The sequence below is a fragment of the Nonomuraea diastatica genome, assembly GCF_004349015.1.
Lineage (GTDB): Bacteria > Actinomycetota > Actinomycetes > Streptosporangiales > Streptosporangiaceae > Nonomuraea > Nonomuraea diastatica.
Genome location: NZ_SMKP01000133.1, coordinates 14,973 through 29,913 on the forward strand (window position 1 = coordinate 14,973; position 14,941 = coordinate 29,913).

The following is a 14,941-nucleotide window of genomic DNA, read 5'->3' on the forward strand; positions in this document are numbered from 1 at the left end:
GTCGCGCCCTAGTTTGTCGGCCATGAGACCATACGCCCGGCCGGCCCTGCTGACCGCGGGTTTCGCAGGAGCCACCGCGCTGGCGCTGGTGGCACCGGAAAACATCGTCATGCGACTGGTGTTCGGCAAACTCGACGATCCGGCGCTCGTCCGGCAACTTCTGCTCACCGCCCTGGGCGTGCTGCTCGCCCTGGCCACCGTGCGCTATGGCACGCGCCCCCGCGCCCGCGCCCTCTCCCGCGAACGCGGCGCCGTACGGCCCGGACGCTGGGCCAGGGCGGCGACCTGGGCGGCGGCCGGTGTGCCGGTGCTCGGGTTCTCCGTACCGCACCTGCTGTGGGGGCTCGGTGTGCCGTTCGGCGTGGCGGGACCTTCCACGGCCGGGCTCGCGGAACTGCACGGCTCGCCGGTGTACTGGGGGCTGCTCGTCGCAGGGCCGGTGGCCGGAGGCCTGCTCACGCTCGGGCTGATCAGCCGATGGGGGCAGATCGTGCCCAGGTGGGTGCCGTGGGCCGGCGGCCGGCGGGTGCCGACCAGCCTCGCCGTCGTCCCGGCCGTGACGGTCGGGCTGCTCGTCGGCCAGTACGGGGCGATGATGACGAGCTGCCTGGCGTTCGGCATCACCCGCACGTGCGCACCCGGGGGTGGCGCTGAGGTTCTCGACGGCAGCTGGGCGTTCGCCGGGACGTACCCGGTCTTTCTGGCGTGGGGAGTGTGCCTGCTCGGCGCCGCGGTCGGATACATCCACACCCGGCGCTCCTGGTCAGGCGGTGTCGGTGGACGGGGGTTGCCTGCTGAGCGACAAACCGTGCTCGTCGGCGAAGGCCCGCCGGCACAGGCCGTGGCAGAAGCCGTACAAGGTGCCCTGGTGAACGAGGGTAAGGGGAGTGTCGAGATCCACGCTCATGCCGCAGATCGGGTCGATCAGCTTGTCGTCCGCCTGGGCCGGCGCCACACGGTCGGACGCGCCGTCGCGGTACGGGCGTGAGACGAGCTCGGTGAGATTCATGCTGTCCATGACCCTCCCATGGATCCCGATGCCACCCTCGGTGATGCCGTCGACGAGGATCACCGCGTGGGGTTCGCGTCGCACGCGTTCGGGATCGCGGCCGGCGTCCCGCTCGGTGTCGGCCAGGATGTCGGTGATGGTGGTCACCATGTGCTCGCACACGTCCTTGCGCCACGACGCCGGGACCGTGACACGCACCAGATAACGCGGCGGAGCCGCGGGATCCGCCGCCGGCCGCTGACCGAGAAACCAGGTGGCCGGCTCGTGCACGAGCACCTGCGTGATCAGACGTTGCGCATCGATGATCTCCAGGGCATGGCTGTCGTCCTCGACCATCAGCGTGTCGATGAGCCGACGCCCCAGCACCTGACGTTCGTCCTCGCTCAGAGCTCCCCTGGGAACGAATACATCGATCAGCAGCATCGCGCTCATCCAACCCTTCGGAACAGACTTCTCCGTACACCTCCACAATGCCCGGGAGGGGTATACGAAGCATCCGACGGGAGAAGCATCTCTTCCCTACTGCAGGGGAAGTAGTCCGAGGCGAATATGCGACGCCGCCCGCACACAGACACCGCCCGCACACACCAGGGCGAGCGGCCTCGCACTCCACCTCCGTGGGCTAGGAAGCCTGCACCACGGGAGCGCCCTCACTGGCCTGCACGAGAACGAACCCCTGCCCGGTGAACGCCAGCTGCATGGCCTCGCCGCTCCCCCGCCCGATCAACGCCCCCGCCTTCACCGTCCTGTTCACCCCCACCTGCAGGCTGGTGCTCCAGCACACGGCGGACTGCCCGTCGGCGTACGTCGGCATCTGCGCGGCGTCGAGCAACACCGGCGTGCCGTGCGTCGTCACCGCCACCCATCCGGTGCCGTTGATCGTCGTGTTGAACAGCCCGCCCGCCGCGACACCGGCGCCCTGCACGCGCTGGATGTCCCACGACAACTGCGGCTGGAAGGCCAGAAGGTTGCGCCCGTTGACCGTGAGCCCTTCGTTCTCCAGGAAGAACAGATGGATGTCGTCGGCGTTGTCGGCGAGATAGAGCAGCCCTTCGCCGCGCACCCGCATCAGCGACGCGCCCTCACCCGTCATGGCCTTCTTGAACAGCTTGCCAAGGCCGCCCGAACCTTCGTAGTCGAAGTCCATCCTCCCCTGGAAGGCGACCATCGAGCCCTGCTTGGCCAGCACTTCGGGCAACTGCACCCGGAGCATCTTGCCGTTCTGGAGGGCGAAGCCAGGAGGCAGCGGCTGGGCGTCGAGGTTTCCGAAGATCGAGCTGCGCACGTCATCTACCTTTCGAGAAGCTGTGCCCGCCAGGCTACGGAAAATCCTCCACGACCGCGTACGCGCGGGCCGCCCGCCTGCCCTGCCTGCTCACGCGCGGATCCACCGCGGCCCGCTCATTCGCCGGAGCTCCGCTCGCCCCACTCCGTCACGCCGCACCGGCCCGCTCACCCCTGAACGCCGGCTCGTTCAGCTCATCCTGAACGCCCGCTCACCCCTGAACGCCCGCCGCCAGATCCCGCACGACCTGGATCAACTCCGCCGGATCGAACGGCTTGGTCAGGTAGGCGTCCACCCCGATGCCCAGCCCACGCGCCCGGTCATCGTCCTGCGCCCGCGCCGTGATCAGCACTACCTTGATGTGACTGGTGGCCTCGTCGGTGCGCAGCTTCTCCGCCGTCGTCCATCCGTCCAGGCAGGGCATCATCACGTCGAGCGTGATGACGTCCGGCATGACCTCGAGCACGCGATCAAGGCAATCCTGCCCATCGGTGGCGGTCGTCACCTCGAACCCCTCCAGGTTCAGGTTGACCGCGATGAGCTGACGGATGACCTCGTCATCGTCCACGACCAGTACTTTCCCAAGAACCTCGCCCACGGGCGCAAAGTTAACCTGTAGTGAGGTGGTCACGCCGGGTTTTCACGGGATGTGTTCAAGGAGCGTTATCCGGTGCCGAGTGGTGTCAGGATGCTGATAGCCTTATCACTCGTCAGCCCCCTTAGCTCAGGGGATAGAGCACCGGCCTCCGGAGCCGGGTGCGCAGGTTCGAATCCTGCAGGGGGCACCGCTCGACAGCCAGGTCAGATGTCGTCTGACCTGGCTTTTTGCTAGTTTCCTTGATCATCTGGCTGTGACATCTCGCTGCACTGTTCGGCATGTTGCTGCAGATTTCGCGAGTCATTCGCGAGTCGGGAACCACTGGCTATCCTCTCGGGCGCGATCCATACGTTCGATCCACACCTCGTCGTATCCGGCCATGCAACGGTGGTAGATCCGTTGCAGGACCTCCACGCTGTGCCCGGCCCACTCGGCCACCTGAGCCGCAGGCACCCCCGTGGACAGCCGCCAGGTGACCCCGGCGTGCCGCAAGTCGTACGGCTTGCCCATCAACGGCGTGACGAGCTGCTCGGGCGTGAGCGTGAGAGCACGGACCTTCTTCCATAACCGTGAATAGGTGGACTTCGGAACCGGTCGGCCGCTCTCGGAGCGAAACAACCGGCCGTCCTCGGCCACACCGAACCGGGCCATGTGCCCACGTAATAGCGCCACCAGCTCAGGGGGGATCGGCACCACCCGAACGGTCTTCTTCGATCGACCCTTCAACGAGCGGTTGTCATGCAGTTCACCGTTGTCGGTGTAGTCCTCGCCGACCTCGGGCGTGGATGCCTCCAGGATGAGCTTGCCCCACCCCTCCTCCGGCAGGTGGCAGTCGAGCCGCCGCAGCCGGCTCACCTCGGCCGGGCGCATCATCGCGTAGTACATGCAGCCGAAGAACGCGACGAAACGCTCGCCCTGGCGACGGCCAACGTAGCTGCACATGGTGAGCGCCTGTGCGACCTGCCGCGGGTTACTTACTGCACGCGGGTCTACCGCATCGTCAACATCGGGTTGCTTCCACTCGCTCCGGAGCGCGTTGTCGTCAAGCGGGTCCACCCGGAGGCGCACCTCAAGTACGGCGTAGCGCAGGGAGTTGTAGAGGACACGGCGGCGCCGCCGGTAGTACTCCGGCACGGCTTCACTGCCGTCCAGTTGGGTGGCGCAGGCGTCGAGGGCCTTGGCGGTGCCCTTGCGCTCGGTCACGGTGGTCAGCGGCAGGGAGGCTCTGTGGAGCCACCGCAGTGCCGCCTGCACTTCTTCGGGCTGGTCTTCCTCGGGTCGGGATTGGATGAAGGCCCATCGCAGTGCATTGCGGAGCGTCTTGTTGTCGGGCGCGCCACGCAGGTTACGGGTCAGGGCCGGCGTCACGGCGATCATGCTTTCGACGATGGAGCGCCTCTGATTGGAGGATGCCTTCTTCCACTTCGCGGCAACGTAGTCGAGCGCGTGCTGGAACCAGGTGATGTCCTGGTCTACCCGGTGCATCGACTCTGGCAGGCCCGTCCCGGTGTCGAATGCCTCGCCTTTCCGGGCCGCCGTCATGAGCTCGGAGCGGCGAGAGTCGGCCTGCCCGACCTCCGCATACGACTCAGTGAGGGTTCTGCCGCCTACGACCCAGCGGACGACATACGGCTTGCGCTTCTCTTTGCGGATCTGGATGTTCCAGATCTGGACGTCGTAGGTCTTCACGCCTGCTCCTGGGCGTCGATCCATTCCTGGAGCCAGTCGCGGTGGATGCGCCAGGGGCCGTTGCCAGGGAGCCGGATGGACCGGGGGCCTTCGCCCCGCACCTGCCAGCGGTACCACGTCCGCTCAACTTGTCTCGCGTGTAACGCATGTCGTTACAGGAAAGACAAGAACACTGTAGCGCTTTGCGTTCTTTTGTCCAGTACGAGAAGTCAAGTAGCGTCTATGTTTCTGTGCGCAATAAAGGCACTCATGTCTCATTTGTCGCAAATGGTGGCCGCTAGTGCTGCCAGGTCAGCCACACCACCAGCACCAGCGCCGACCCCACCAGCGCTGACGCCCACACCTCACCCCACGTCAACGCCGCCAAGAGCCACGACGACGTGACGGCCAAGGCCACAGGCAGGAGACGCGCCCCCACCGTCAGCAAGGGCACCAGCGCCGACGACAGCAGGGCCGCAGCAGGTATCACCAGGGCCAGCTCAGGGCTCACTCCCGCAGCACTCGCCGCAGCCCGCCAGGAACAGAACCACGCCAGCATGATCAGTGACCGCACCACCGCACTCACGACGCCACCCGCTTTCGGTCCGCGATCACGTACCGGTCACCGGCCATGCACGCTTGGCCCTGCTCGACCAGTGACGCCGCCACCCGAAACGCCACCGGCAACGGAAGCCCCGACCGAACCGTCAGCTCCGGTCCTGTCAGGCCCTCATCGGTTTCGGCCAGCAGCGACAGCATCGATTGCTGCGCCGCGGCGACGTCGTCCGGGCTGAGGGCCTCGACCTCCACGGGGGCGTCAAAACTGATCTGCTCGTCAGATGCCACCCGCTCCTGCACGGGCGGGGCCGGCGCGGGCGCGGTCGGTGTCGTTCCGTCCGCCCAGGTGAGTTTCATCGGCGTCACGTCCCGCATGACCTTGCTCATCTTCGGGATGTGGCGAGCCCGCATCATCACTGGCCGGTCAGTGGCGCCCAGCAGGTACCCGCAGCCCTTCGTCTTCTTCCGCGTGCCCGGGAAGTACAGCTTGATCAGGTGCGGGTACGCCACCATCCGCTGCCCGAACGTGGCCGACGCGATACGCCGGTCAGAGTTCCGCAGCACCACGATGTTGCCCGACGTGACCAGGGCGAGGACATCGCCGCCGCCCATGCCAGCCACGTACACGTTCTGGTCGAGCGTCCACACCGTCATGCCGCACTTGCTGCCTTCGGCGAGGATGTCGTGCACGATCGTGGCCAGGTCCTCGTGTCGCGCGACCAGGTGGAACTCGTCGATGGCAATCACCAGCATCGGCAGGCCATGCACCCCCGGGTGGTCGTACGACTGGACACCGCGGCGCTTGACCCCGTCCTCGTCAGTCCATTCGACCTGCGACAGCAGCTTGCGGCGGTGGGCCATCTCCGCCTGGTAGTCGTAAAGGCGCTGCCGAATCGCGTCGATGCCGAGCGCGTGTGGCACGTAGTCCAGCAGGTCGGGACAGCTCTGCCCATCCTGCGGGTCGAGGTAGTCGAGCACGATCCGCCCCTCCGTACGGGCGAACTCGGCAACCGCGATCTTCAAGATTGAGCTCTTGCCCGTCCGCATCGCGCCGAAGATGCCGCACGGAAGCGGCCCAGACCCTGGCTCCCACACCTGCAGTGCTGCATCGCCCGCTCCGTCCTCGAACGGGCCCACTGGCAAGATCCCGGTTTCCAGGTCGAGCAGCGGTTCCGTCCAGAGCTGCGCGTCCTCCACCGCCAGCCGCTTCAGGGCAGTCACCACGGCGGCGTTCTGCTCGCCGCCATCCGGCTCCTCCACGTGCACGAAGTTGATCGCCTTACCGAAGTCGGAACAGATCCGCTTGCGCGCCTCCATGGCCTCCTCGGTCGTCTGCCCATCCAAGGTCACGCGGTAGCGGACCCCTTCGGCGCCGCCATGCGCGAACTCCTCCCTGTCGGTCAGCTCCGAGCCGGGCAGCGCGCCGCGCTTACCAGCCGTCTTCGTGTTCCACCGCTTCACGATCGGGTCCGCAGCTTCCAGGGCCTTGGCTTGCTGCGCTGCCTCCAGGGCGCGGCGCTTGAGCTCAGGGCGGGTGATGTACCCGCGGTTGCGCCACACGTAAGGCACCGTCCACAGGCCGGCCGCCGCGAAGTACAGACTCTGCATCGCCCCGAAGGCTCCGAGCTCCGCCGCTGCGGGCAGCCACACCGTCGTGCCGGCCTGCCACCAGCGAGGGGTGAGAGGTCCGCGCGTTTTCGGGAACAGGGTGCGCACCGTCGCTGCCGCAGCGTAGACGGCGGCCTCACCAGCGAGGACCTGCCAGGCGGGCACATCGGCCAGGTGCAGGACCACGCCCGTCCCCCACACGCCGGCGACGGTGGCGTGTGGGGCGACGGCGTGACGATAGCGGTGGACGGCCTTTCTCGCGACCGCCCTGGCGGCCTGGGCCAGGGCCTCCGTCTGCTCGTCCTGTTCCTGTTCGGGCTGCAGGTCGGGCGTGGTGCGGCGAGCCACGTGGTGCTCCTAGTTCTCGTAAAAGGTCATGCGGCGAACCACCTTGACCGGCGCGGACTTCACGGAGCGGGCGATGTCTCCATGGCCGTTGTCGAGCGCCGAAATGACGGCCGCTACGGCAGGCTGGGCTCCGCCGCACGCGATCACCACGTCGGCGGTGTGGCGAGTAGCGATCGCAGCCGCGTTCGCTTCCTGCTCGGCCTGGGCCAGGACTTCCCACATGCGAGTGATCGTCCGGTTGTCCAGGCCGTCCGCCTGCACGGCCTGGAACGCCTGCAGCGCGAGGGCGTACTTGTTGCGAGCACGCGCGGCGACGTCCATCGCGTCGTCATGCACGTTGCGTGCGTCCGTCTCGAGAACGCCCGACGCCCTGAAGAAGGCCCGCAGCCAGTTCATGAACCTGTCAAAGCCGCCCGTGGCCAGCGCCTCCTGGAGTTGGGGGACGGTGGGCAGAGGGGTGGTCGTGCCATTACCGGCAGGCACGAGGGGGGCCTGCGACATGTCGATCCCTTCGAGTTCCACAGCGGGTGCGCGGTCGTGGACCTGGTCGTCGAGCCTCTTTGTCTCCACCGCTGGCGAACTGACCGGGCGTGACCGCTCGACGGTGACCTCGATCTTCGGCGGGGAGGGTGGGGCGACAGCGGGACGAGCAGCCTCCGGAGGTGGAGCAGGCGGCGGGGCGTGCGGCCGGATCTGCTCGACGACGATGGGTTCTACCGGCCGCGACTCGTCGTCGGGCTGGCTGTCCTGCCCTTCAGCGGCGTCGCTCGGCGCGGCGTCGCGCTCGGGCTTGGATGGCCCGAGCGCACGCTTGACCCAGGCGATCGCAACGCGAGCCCAAATCTGCTCGACCTTGTACTCGGCAGGCTCGGCGGGCTGGTCCGACTCCGGCTTTCGGAAGAAGAACCAGCCGCCCACGATGAACAGAGCGAACGACACCACCACGGCGAACACCGCGAGTAGAGCGTCGCTCATGACCAGTTCTCCACAGCCTGACGCATGACCTCGACGGTGAACTCGTCGGACGCGACCGGTCCCCAGACGGAGCCGAACGCGATGCCGCCGAAGATCCACAGAACGGAGCAGGCCACGAAGGTCGGCATGTCCGGCTTGGCGTCCTTCGCGATGTCCTTCACAACGGCCCCGGCGAGGAACGCGAACGCAGCGGCGAGCAGGAACAGCACCACGGAGCCGACGAGAGTCGCGATCGAACCGCGCGTGGCCATCTCCACGAGCAACGCACCGACGTTCACGAACAGGCGGCCGGTCGGCAGCAGGAACATGCTGGCCGAGAACAACACCAGCAGGAGGACGGCGATCACGCCGAGGGGCTTGCCGGGCAGCTTGTCCTTCTTGCGGATGCCCGCGAAGACCCAGCCGAGGCCGAATGAGAAGCCGCCACCGAGAACAAGAGCGATCATGAAGGGTTCGCCTTTCAGAGCAGAGTCAGCAGGAGGGGGAGAGAGATCATCAGCAGGTAGGACCCGATCGTGATCGGACCCCAGAACTTCAGGGCCGGCCAGCAGGCGGCGGACCAGGCGGCGACCCACACCCGAGGAAATCCGGACAAGGACTTGAGCGGCGGGAGCTGCGCGCGGCATAGGCCGGGGAGGCCCTCCTCGCGGAAGCGGCGCCAGCGTCGGCGGGAGTCGCCCGCGCCGAGAAACGCGATCGAGGTGCACACGAAGCACCAGAAGACGGCGAAGACGCCGTGCACTCGCGCGAACCCGTCGAGCAGCCCGGCCTCGAACGGCACGAACTCGCGCTCGCGGTGGTAGGCGCGCACTGTCGCGACCGAGGGCAGCCGCGCCGTGCGCACGCCGCGCATCCGAGCCCGCTCCTCCAGGACCTCGATCCAGGAGGGCCGCGCCGGCACGACCGCAGGGGCGGAGTCGACCGCGGGGGCAGGCTGCTCAGCGGTCTTCTCGGGCTGCTCGGGCGGCAGGCCCTCTGGCGGGACGAAGGAGAACGTCATGTCGTCCGCCTCTCGGCGTCCTCGGTGTTGAGCTTCTCGGCCATCGCGCGGGTCTGCGTGCGCAGGTCCGTTGCGATGCTCGCGGCCCGTCCCGGGTCGTGCTCGGCGAGCTGCTTGAGCTCCGACGTCAGCCAGTCGGCCGCCCGGAGGAACTCCGTCCACGGGTGGCGGGCGGCGGCGATCCGCTTCTCGGCGTACCGGCGGCGGTTGGACGCGGCCACTGCTCCTCCTTGATCACGAAGTGTGAGCGTGTTACGGTGCCCCTCGTGCGCGCCGCGCGCGGCGCGCGGCGCGCCCGCGCGTTGAGACCCCCGCTCGAACGACCTGCGGCCGTTCTGCAGCGGCATCCACACCTGCGTGTGGTCACCAACGGTCACGACGCCTCCTCGGTGCAGGTCCGCGCAAACGCGTCCCAATCCGGCTCGCGAGCGATCTCCGGCAGCGACTCCAGGTGCCACGCAAGCAGCGCTCGCGGCACCCTGAGCGCGACCGGATCGGCGGCGCGCAGGTCCCAGCGCACGAACTCCTCGTCCAAGGGCCAGGCGGCCAGCGCCGCGCACTCCGCGCGCCCGGTCAGGCCCTCGGCAAGCACGTCCAGCGGCGCGTCCACGCCCACTTGGCGCTCAACCGCGAGCCGGACCAGGTACGGGCTGTCGGCGCGGAACGCCGCCTCGACCATGACGACGGTGGGGATGTCGGCGAGGTAGTCCCAGGTGGGGATCGGCATGTGGCGGACCACGATCCCGTCGAGGGCGGTCATGCTGCGCCTCCTGTCGCGGTGGCACGTTCGTCGTTGCGGTCCGATGTCCTGGTCCGGTCGCTGGGCTGGTCCCGTGGTCCGGTCGCGCCTCCGCGGTGGCCGGTCTGCTGGTCCGGTTGGCCCGGTCCGGAGAGAAGTCCCACCAGGTCGGTGGCGACCTTCGTCGAGGCGCTCTGACCCGCTTCGCGCAGCGCGGCCTGGAGCTTGCGGCGGGTCAGCTTCTCTCCGTTCCTCTTGAGCCGGCCCGCGATCGTCCGGCCCAGCGGCAGCAGCTCGTTCACCCTGTCCGCCGAACCGGTCGTGCTGCTGCGTGCGGGCTTCTTGTTGGTCCGCTTGGTCCGGTCACGTGGCCCCGGAACGGGAAGGGTGTCGGCGGGCTTCTGGTCCGGTCGGTCCGGTGCGGGAACCGAACCAGCAGGCCGCCGCGCGGTCCGCTTCCTGGTCCGGTTCTTGGTCCGGACCATCTCCCGGTAGCGGGTCCGGAGGCTGGTCCGGTAGCGGGGGGTTTGCGCGCTCTCCGGAGTCGGTTCCTGGTCCGCTGGTACGGTCGGCGGCTCCTCCGCCGCGACGGCCGGACCAAGCGGCGGCCGGTAGCGCGGCACCAGACCTGCGCCCACCGAGTTGATAAACACGGCCGCGTCGTGCATGGCCTTCTCCGCATCCGGCCGAAGGCCACGAATCTCCTCCGCGAGCGCCGCCATGCGCGTCAGCGTGAGCTGAAGCTGCGACCGCTGAGAGGCGATCACCGCGCCCTGCGCCTGGGCGACTGACCGCCACGTCATGTCCACGCGGCGGGCCTGACGCACTACCTGAACCGCGACGGCCGGAGACTGCTCGCCCTCACCGACCGCCCACCGGAACGCCGAGAACGTCTCTGGCAGGTGCAGCAGCCAACGCATCGGCGAGAACTTGGGCGCTCTCGGATCAATCAAGCCCCTTTCCCGCAGATCCTTCCGGTGCAGGTGGCGCGAGTGCATCGACCACAGCCATGGGTTGGCCAGGGAGCAGGCAGCGAACAACTCCGGATAGTCCGGTACGTGGGTGTACGACAGATAGCCGGCACCCGCACCGATCAGGTACGACCACATCCGCGTTGTCCAGGCGGCGTCACCCTCGCGCAGCGCAACGTGCGCATGCCAGGACACATACACCGCAACTGACTCGACGATCCCGGCCGCGAGGACGGCCCACAGCGGTGGGAGACCACGTTGCATGAACGACATCGCCTGACCTGACACTGCTACGCCAGTGACACCCAGATTCGTGAGCGACATGACAGTCATGCGCCCAGCCGCCTGCGCACGCGCCTTCCACCGCTTCAGAGATTCGGCGCGCTGGCGGTCGCGATCAGAGCGGGCGGTCTCGTCCCGTTCGCGCCGGTCAGCCTCGGCCGCCCGCGCATCAGCACGCCGGGCCTCACTGGCCAGGCGGCGGCGCTGGATCCGGAGTTGCTCGGCTTCGAGAGCCCGCTTCTCCTTCTCGGGGTCGGCCTTAAGTAGCACCATTAGACATCCCCTGTTCGCTTGCGGTACCGCTGGCGTTATGTGATCCCTTATTGAGATCACGCGCATGATCAAAACACAGCCGTGCATGCTCTACGGCCGCGCGAGCGTCGCCGGGCACCTTGGACGCACCGCAGGCGAAGCACTCGAATACGCCGAGCGAGGCCAACGAGGGGCAGGAGTTGAGCCGCACCGCTTCCCAGGCCACGCTGCCGTAGACACGAATCACGCCATGCCAGCCGTACACGAGCAGGTGACATGCGCCTCCATCTGGGGCACGGTGCGCAGCCCTCACGCCACCCTCCCGATGGACTCTTCCTTCCGCCTGACCTCGTCCGCTTTGAGCTCTTCCACCAGCGCCTTGACCTGGCAGGCCCGCTCGGAGCCGAGAAGGCCGCCGCGCGCGCCGTGCAGGCTGTGGACCGACCCGCCGTAGACATAGATGGACAGCGCCTCCTCGATGACGGTCATCCGAAGGCAGCCGTCACGCACGGTGCACGGCTCACACAGGAGGCGAGCTCTGCGCCGCGTCAAGCCCTGCGCCACCCAGCGGTCATCGTGACTGCTAGCACAGAAGCCGCCTTCGTTGACCTTTTCGGCCAAGCTGCGGACCTCGGCGCATAGCCGATGCTCTAGCGGTGGGGCCGACGTGACGCGCTCACGGCCAGCGTTCGTGTCGGAAGAGGTCAGGATGGTGCTCATCGGTCACCTGATTTCTGTCGCAAGGAGAAGGGCGGCGATGCGGCGGCCCCGGGATGATCACTCTCGGGCGCCGTTGGCTCTGACGTGATTTCTGCCGAAGCACACCAGGCACAACAGCGGTCAACCGCTAAGCTATTGGTACGGTCATGGTACGCATACCAAGAACGTACCGCAACTCCCGGGCCTGTCGTCGAGCCAAGATCATGCGCCCGTCACGCTGGACGGATCATGAATGCCTCTAAAGTTGGCTCCACAGCCCGGAAACCGTCCGAGGAGCACATGGAGAACGGATGCCGATCCCGCCCGCGAAAGCTCAAGGCATAGCGGACCAGATCGCCGCCAGAATCAGGCGAGGCGATTATCCTCCGGGGAGTTGGCTTCCCTCGGAACGCGAGCTTTCGCAGGAGCATCAGGCGAACCGGGCCACCATCCGCAACGCCCTCAAGCTGCTCGCCGACGAGAGCCTCGTCACTCGCATCCCCAGCCAAGGCGTCCAAGTCTCCGGCCCCAGCGCCCCCCGGAGCGCGGCACGACCGCCCCAGCCGGCGCCAGAGGTCGCTTGCGAACAACGGCGGTGCTGCCTCACGCTTGCCGGTATGACGGCATGGCTCGCATCCCAGGACAGGCTGACACTCGTGCGGATCGACGACATCACGTCCGTGCAGATTGTCGTCCCGGGCGAACCCGATCCGCGCCTACACCCCACCAAGCGCCTTGACCGCGCCGAAGAGGTGCAGATCATGGTCGGAAGCCGCGCCGGCGTCGCGATGTGCGCGACAACGTGCCCTGGTCGTGATGCGCTATGGGCTCGGGACGAACTGCTGCATGTGGTGAACGCGATGCGGCGGACGACGACCGAAAGCGCAGAGCTGTACGTGCACGCGCCCGCGTCGTGGCCGCGCAAGAGACCTGGACAGTTGTGGCAGACGTCCTCCCATCTGCCCGCGCCGGAGCTCATTCAGCGGTGATCGCGAACGCCTGATCAATTCGCTCGTTCTCCGGATAACATGCGCTCATGGTCCGCCATGAAGAGGTGTCCGACGACCTCAGAGCCAAGATCCTCAACGGAACCTACCCGCCCGGCAGGCCGCTGCCACACTCCGGCCTTCTCGCCATCGAGTACGACGCCTCCAGCAGCACTATCTCCCATGCACTCGCGACCTTGAAGACTGAGCAGCTCGTCATCCGCCACGCGGCCGAAGGGATGATCGTCCAGCCACCTCCCACGGTGGTGGACCTCGTCCTCCACGGGCCACACGGCCACGGGCCGCCTGTGCCCAATGCTGTGAACGCTCCGGCACCGAAGGGGCGATGATCACCGGCAAGGTGTCCACCGAAAAAGTGGGGCCCGACATCGCTGAACTCCTCGGCCTCGACACCGCCGACGAGGTGGTCAAGCGGCACCGACGCGCCACCATCGGCGACACCGTGGTCCGCCTCGACGAGGCGATCTACCCCCATCAGCTCGTGAAAGACACCCCGATCGCCAAGCGCGGCCAAGTGCCGCGCGGCATCTACCGAGCCCTCGCCGACGCAGGCATGGAACCACACATGGTCGTGCGGCGGGTCATCGCCGCCCGACAGGCCACCGAAGCGGAAGCCAAGGCCCTGAAGCTTGTGCGCCGCGCCCTGATCCTCACCTACGACCAGGTGATCGCTGATCGCCAGGGCACGCAAGTAGAGCTATTGCGATTTGTCGCCAATCCAGCACGGATCAGGTTCGTGGACGAGCAGTTCTCGCTGTAGCGGCGAAGGTATAGCACCAGGTAGACGATGCAGATGCCGTCGTACAGAGTGGCGTCATCCCACCACAGCGAGGGAGGGACCAGACTGCGGTCGCGTGACGTCGGACTGCTCCGAACAACCGGGTGGATGCGCGTGTGCAGGCTCCCTACCTCCAGATCACATCCAAGTGATCAGCCCTGCCCGCTCCGCGTGACGCAGGGTCGCTCTGGAGGGCGGTCGTGCCGAGCAGGGCGCGCAGGCTGGCCTCGCCTTGACCGACCGCCGTAGTGAGGGCGTCCCCGTGAACTGTTGGGAGGCTTCCGGCACCGAACCCCGAGGCGGCGAGCACGTCGGCGAGTACCTGTTCTTGATGTGAGATCATGCGGGAGCGCATCCCGTGGTGCGCGAGGACGTCTCGGGCCGCGTAGGCGTCCGAGACGGCCACGCCGATGACAGCGGACCGCAGGTCAGCGTCGTGTGCTGTGGGCTGGTCGGCAGTCAGGTCGAGCGCGGTCAGGCCGAGCCGGACCCGGAACGCCGCGGTCATCGATTCCGGCTCGGTGATCAGCGCGAGCGCTTCCCGCGCCACGTGATCCAGTTCGTCCTGTGATGTCGCCGAAGCCGGGGGCCGGCAGTAGATGCGCAAGATGGCGGCAACGGCGTTCTCCCAGGGCTCTGCGGGAACGCTGGAAGCGATCATGTCGGCGGCTTGCTGGTGGAGGCCCTGTTCCACCAGCGACATAATCGTGATCTGCTGGCCGTCGAGAAGCCTCTGGCCGACGCCGCGGTGAGCGGCCATAGACTCGGCCGCCTCGGTCCACCGGCCAAGGCTGGCGAGGGCTTTGGCGCCATCGACCAGCAGAGTGACCCACAGCTCCGTACAGATCTTGCGGTGGTCTGCGGTGGTCTGGATCAGTGGCGACAGGTCGATACCGTGATCACGGATGATGGTGGCGCCGCGCTGCTGGGCGGCCCGGTACAACTGCTGAAGCAAGGCGAAGGCGCCCCTGCCGTCGCCCTCGCGGGTCAGGAGTCGGGCGATGTTCACCAACGGCATCAGCGACATCACGGCGATGTCTGGTCGGAAATTAAGACCGTTCGGTAGGCGCACGTCAGTAACCCACCACTGCTCCAGCGTGGGTGATGCTCTTGAGCTGCAAGAATGTGAAGTGTTGATCCCCCAGCGGGGTGCCGGGGATGAGC

17 protein-coding genes, 1 tRNA gene and 1 pseudogene are annotated in these 14,941 nt (G+C 67.4%); 6 read left to right on the forward strand and 13 right to left on the reverse strand.

Features of this window, described 5'->3' with window-relative positions; translation table 11 throughout:
• Nucleotides 1-22 precede the first annotated feature (22 nt).
• Nucleotides 23-988 carry a hypothetical protein gene (locus E1294_RS35630; protein ID WP_132515380.1) on the forward strand — a complete coding sequence of 322 codons (966 nt, stop codon included), beginning with the start codon at nucleotides 23-25 and terminating at the stop codon, nucleotides 986-988.
• A gap of 643 nt (nucleotides 989-1,631) precedes the next feature.
• Here E1294_RS35630 and E1294_RS35635 read toward each other — a convergent pair.
• Nucleotides 1,632-2,294: an AIM24 family protein gene (locus tag E1294_RS35635; protein ID WP_181958610.1), complete on the reverse strand. Its 663-nt coding sequence runs from the start codon at nucleotides 2,292-2,294 to the stop codon at nucleotides 1,632-1,634.
• Between the two features lie 211 nt (nucleotides 2,295-2,505).
• Entirely contained in the window at nucleotides 2,506-2,892 is a 387-nt protein-coding gene (locus E1294_RS35640) for a response regulator transcription factor (protein WP_132515397.1), read from the reverse strand.
• Between the two features lie 115 nt (nucleotides 2,893-3,007).
• On the opposite strand from E1294_RS35640, the gene E1294_RS35645 reads away from it, so the two are divergent.
• A tRNA-Arg gene (locus E1294_RS35645) sits at nucleotides 3,008-3,079 on the forward strand.
• Between the two features lie 113 nt (nucleotides 3,080-3,192).
• Here E1294_RS35645 and E1294_RS35650 read toward each other — a convergent pair.
• The 10 genes from E1294_RS35650 to E1294_RS35695 all read right to left on the reverse strand — a co-directional run bounded on the left by E1294_RS35650 (nucleotide 3,193) and on the right by E1294_RS35695 (nucleotide 12,013).
• Nucleotides 3,193-4,581 (reverse strand): tyrosine-type recombinase/integrase, encoded by a 1,389-nt coding sequence (locus E1294_RS35650; protein WP_165977644.1) that lies wholly within the window; start codon nucleotides 4,579-4,581, stop codon nucleotides 3,193-3,195.
• A gap of 277 nt (nucleotides 4,582-4,858) precedes the next feature.
• Nucleotides 4,859-5,146, reverse strand: a complete 288-nt coding sequence (locus E1294_RS35655; protein WP_132515382.1) for a hypothetical protein — start codon at nucleotides 5,144-5,146, stop codon at nucleotides 4,859-4,861.
• The gene (locus tag E1294_RS35660) at nucleotides 5,143-7,074 is read right to left on the reverse strand and encodes a helix-turn-helix domain-containing protein (RefSeq protein ID WP_132515383.1); all 1,932 of its coding nucleotides are present in this window, start codon (nucleotides 7,072-7,074) and stop codon (nucleotides 5,143-5,145) included. The genes E1294_RS35655 and E1294_RS35660 overlap by 4 nt, the downstream gene beginning before the upstream one ends.
• Nucleotides 7,075-7,083: 9 nt before the next feature.
• Nucleotides 7,084-8,049, reverse strand: a complete 966-nt coding sequence (locus E1294_RS35665; protein ID WP_132515384.1) for a hypothetical protein — start codon at nucleotides 8,047-8,049, stop codon at nucleotides 7,084-7,086.
• Nucleotides 8,046-8,495 carry a hypothetical protein gene (locus tag E1294_RS35670; RefSeq protein WP_132515385.1) on the reverse strand — a complete coding sequence of 150 codons (450 nt, stop codon included), beginning with the start codon at nucleotides 8,493-8,495 and terminating at the stop codon, nucleotides 8,046-8,048. The genes E1294_RS35665 and E1294_RS35670 overlap by 4 nt, the downstream gene beginning before the upstream one ends.
• A gap of 14 nt (nucleotides 8,496-8,509) precedes the next feature.
• Nucleotides 8,510-9,049 carry a hypothetical protein gene (locus tag E1294_RS35675; RefSeq protein ID WP_132515386.1) on the reverse strand — a complete coding sequence of 180 codons (540 nt, stop codon included), beginning with the start codon at nucleotides 9,047-9,049 and terminating at the stop codon, nucleotides 8,510-8,512.
• Nucleotides 9,046-9,426, reverse strand: coding sequence for a hypothetical protein (locus E1294_RS35680; protein ID WP_132515387.1), 381 nt, complete (start codon nucleotides 9,424-9,426; stop codon nucleotides 9,046-9,048). Before E1294_RS35680 ends, E1294_RS35675 begins: the two co-directional genes overlap by 4 nt.
• Nucleotides 9,423-9,809 (reverse strand): hypothetical protein, encoded by a 387-nt coding sequence (locus E1294_RS35685; RefSeq protein ID WP_132515388.1) that lies wholly within the window; start codon nucleotides 9,807-9,809, stop codon nucleotides 9,423-9,425. The genes E1294_RS35680 and E1294_RS35685 overlap by 4 nt, the downstream gene beginning before the upstream one ends.
• Nucleotides 9,806-11,314 (reverse strand): EMI domain-containing protein, encoded by a 1,509-nt coding sequence (locus E1294_RS35690; protein ID WP_132515389.1) that lies wholly within the window; start codon nucleotides 11,312-11,314, stop codon nucleotides 9,806-9,808. Before E1294_RS35690 ends, E1294_RS35685 begins: the two co-directional genes overlap by 4 nt.
• A gap of 288 nt (nucleotides 11,315-11,602) precedes the next feature.
• A complete protein-coding gene (locus tag E1294_RS35695; RefSeq protein WP_132515390.1) occupies nucleotides 11,603-12,013 on the reverse strand; it encodes a hypothetical protein in 411 nt (136 codons plus the stop codon).
• A 290-nt stretch (nucleotides 12,014-12,303) separates the two neighbouring features.
• Between E1294_RS35695 and E1294_RS58365 the strand changes: the two are divergent.
• From E1294_RS58365 to E1294_RS35710, 4 genes and pseudogenes are all read left to right on the forward strand, one after another.
• Nucleotides 12,304-12,501 (forward strand): annotated as a pseudogene (locus tag E1294_RS58365) (winged helix-turn-helix domain-containing protein); the annotation flags it as partial.
• A 147-nt stretch (nucleotides 12,502-12,648) separates the two neighbouring features.
• Nucleotides 12,649-12,981: a hypothetical protein gene (locus tag E1294_RS56410; RefSeq protein ID WP_246083529.1), complete on the forward strand. Its 333-nt coding sequence runs from the start codon at nucleotides 12,649-12,651 to the stop codon at nucleotides 12,979-12,981.
• Between the two features lie 65 nt (nucleotides 12,982-13,046).
• Nucleotides 13,047-13,328 carry a GntR family transcriptional regulator gene (locus E1294_RS35705; protein ID WP_220448108.1) on the forward strand — a complete coding sequence of 94 codons (282 nt, stop codon included), beginning with the start codon at nucleotides 13,047-13,049 and terminating at the stop codon, nucleotides 13,326-13,328.
• Nucleotides 13,325-13,759 carry a UTRA domain-containing protein gene (locus tag E1294_RS35710; protein ID WP_132515393.1) on the forward strand — a complete coding sequence of 145 codons (435 nt, stop codon included), beginning with the start codon at nucleotides 13,325-13,327 and terminating at the stop codon, nucleotides 13,757-13,759. Before E1294_RS35705 ends, E1294_RS35710 begins: the two co-directional genes overlap by 4 nt.
• A 145-nt stretch (nucleotides 13,760-13,904) precedes the next feature.
• Here E1294_RS35710 and E1294_RS35715 read toward each other — a convergent pair whose 3' ends face one another.
• Nucleotides 13,905-14,804 carry a hypothetical protein gene (locus tag E1294_RS35715; RefSeq protein WP_220448109.1) on the reverse strand — a complete coding sequence of 300 codons (900 nt, stop codon included), beginning with the start codon at nucleotides 14,802-14,804 and terminating at the stop codon, nucleotides 13,905-13,907.
• Nucleotides 14,805-14,941 lie beyond the last annotated feature (137 nt).

What these genes read in the sequence shown, in the direction of transcription:
- E1294_RS35630 (WP_132515380.1), top strand. Translation starts at nt 23, where the DNA reads ATGAGACCATACGCCCGGCCGGCCCTGCTGACCGCGGGTTTCGCAGGA.
- E1294_RS35665 (WP_132515384.1), bottom strand. Translation starts at nt 8,049, where the DNA reads ATGAGCGACGCTCTACTCGCGGTGTTCGCCGTGGTGGTGTCGTTCGCT.
- E1294_RS35670 (WP_132515385.1), bottom strand. Translation starts at nt 8,495, where the DNA reads ATGATCGCTCTTGTTCTCGGTGGCGGCTTCTCATTCGGCCTCGGCTGG.
- E1294_RS35675 (WP_132515386.1), bottom strand. Translation starts at nt 9,049, where the DNA reads ATGACGTTCTCCTTCGTCCCGCCAGAGGGCCTGCCGCCCGAGCAGCCC.
- E1294_RS35685 (WP_132515388.1), bottom strand. Translation starts at nt 9,809, where the DNA reads ATGACCGCCCTCGACGGGATCGTGGTCCGCCACATGCCGATCCCCACC.
- E1294_RS35690 (WP_132515389.1), bottom strand. Translation starts at nt 11,314, where the DNA reads ATGGTGCTACTTAAGGCCGACCCCGAGAAGGAGAAGCGGGCTCTCGAA.
- E1294_RS35695 (WP_132515390.1), bottom strand. Translation starts at nt 12,013, where the DNA reads ATGAGCACCATCCTGACCTCTTCCGACACGAACGCTGGCCGTGAGCGC.
- E1294_RS35710 (WP_132515393.1), top strand. Translation starts at nt 13,325, where the DNA reads ATGATCACCGGCAAGGTGTCCACCGAAAAAGTGGGGCCCGACATCGCT.
- E1294_RS35715 (WP_220448109.1), bottom strand. Translation starts at nt 14,804, where the DNA reads ATGTCGCTGATGCCGTTGGTGAACATCGCCCGACTCCTGACCCGCGAG.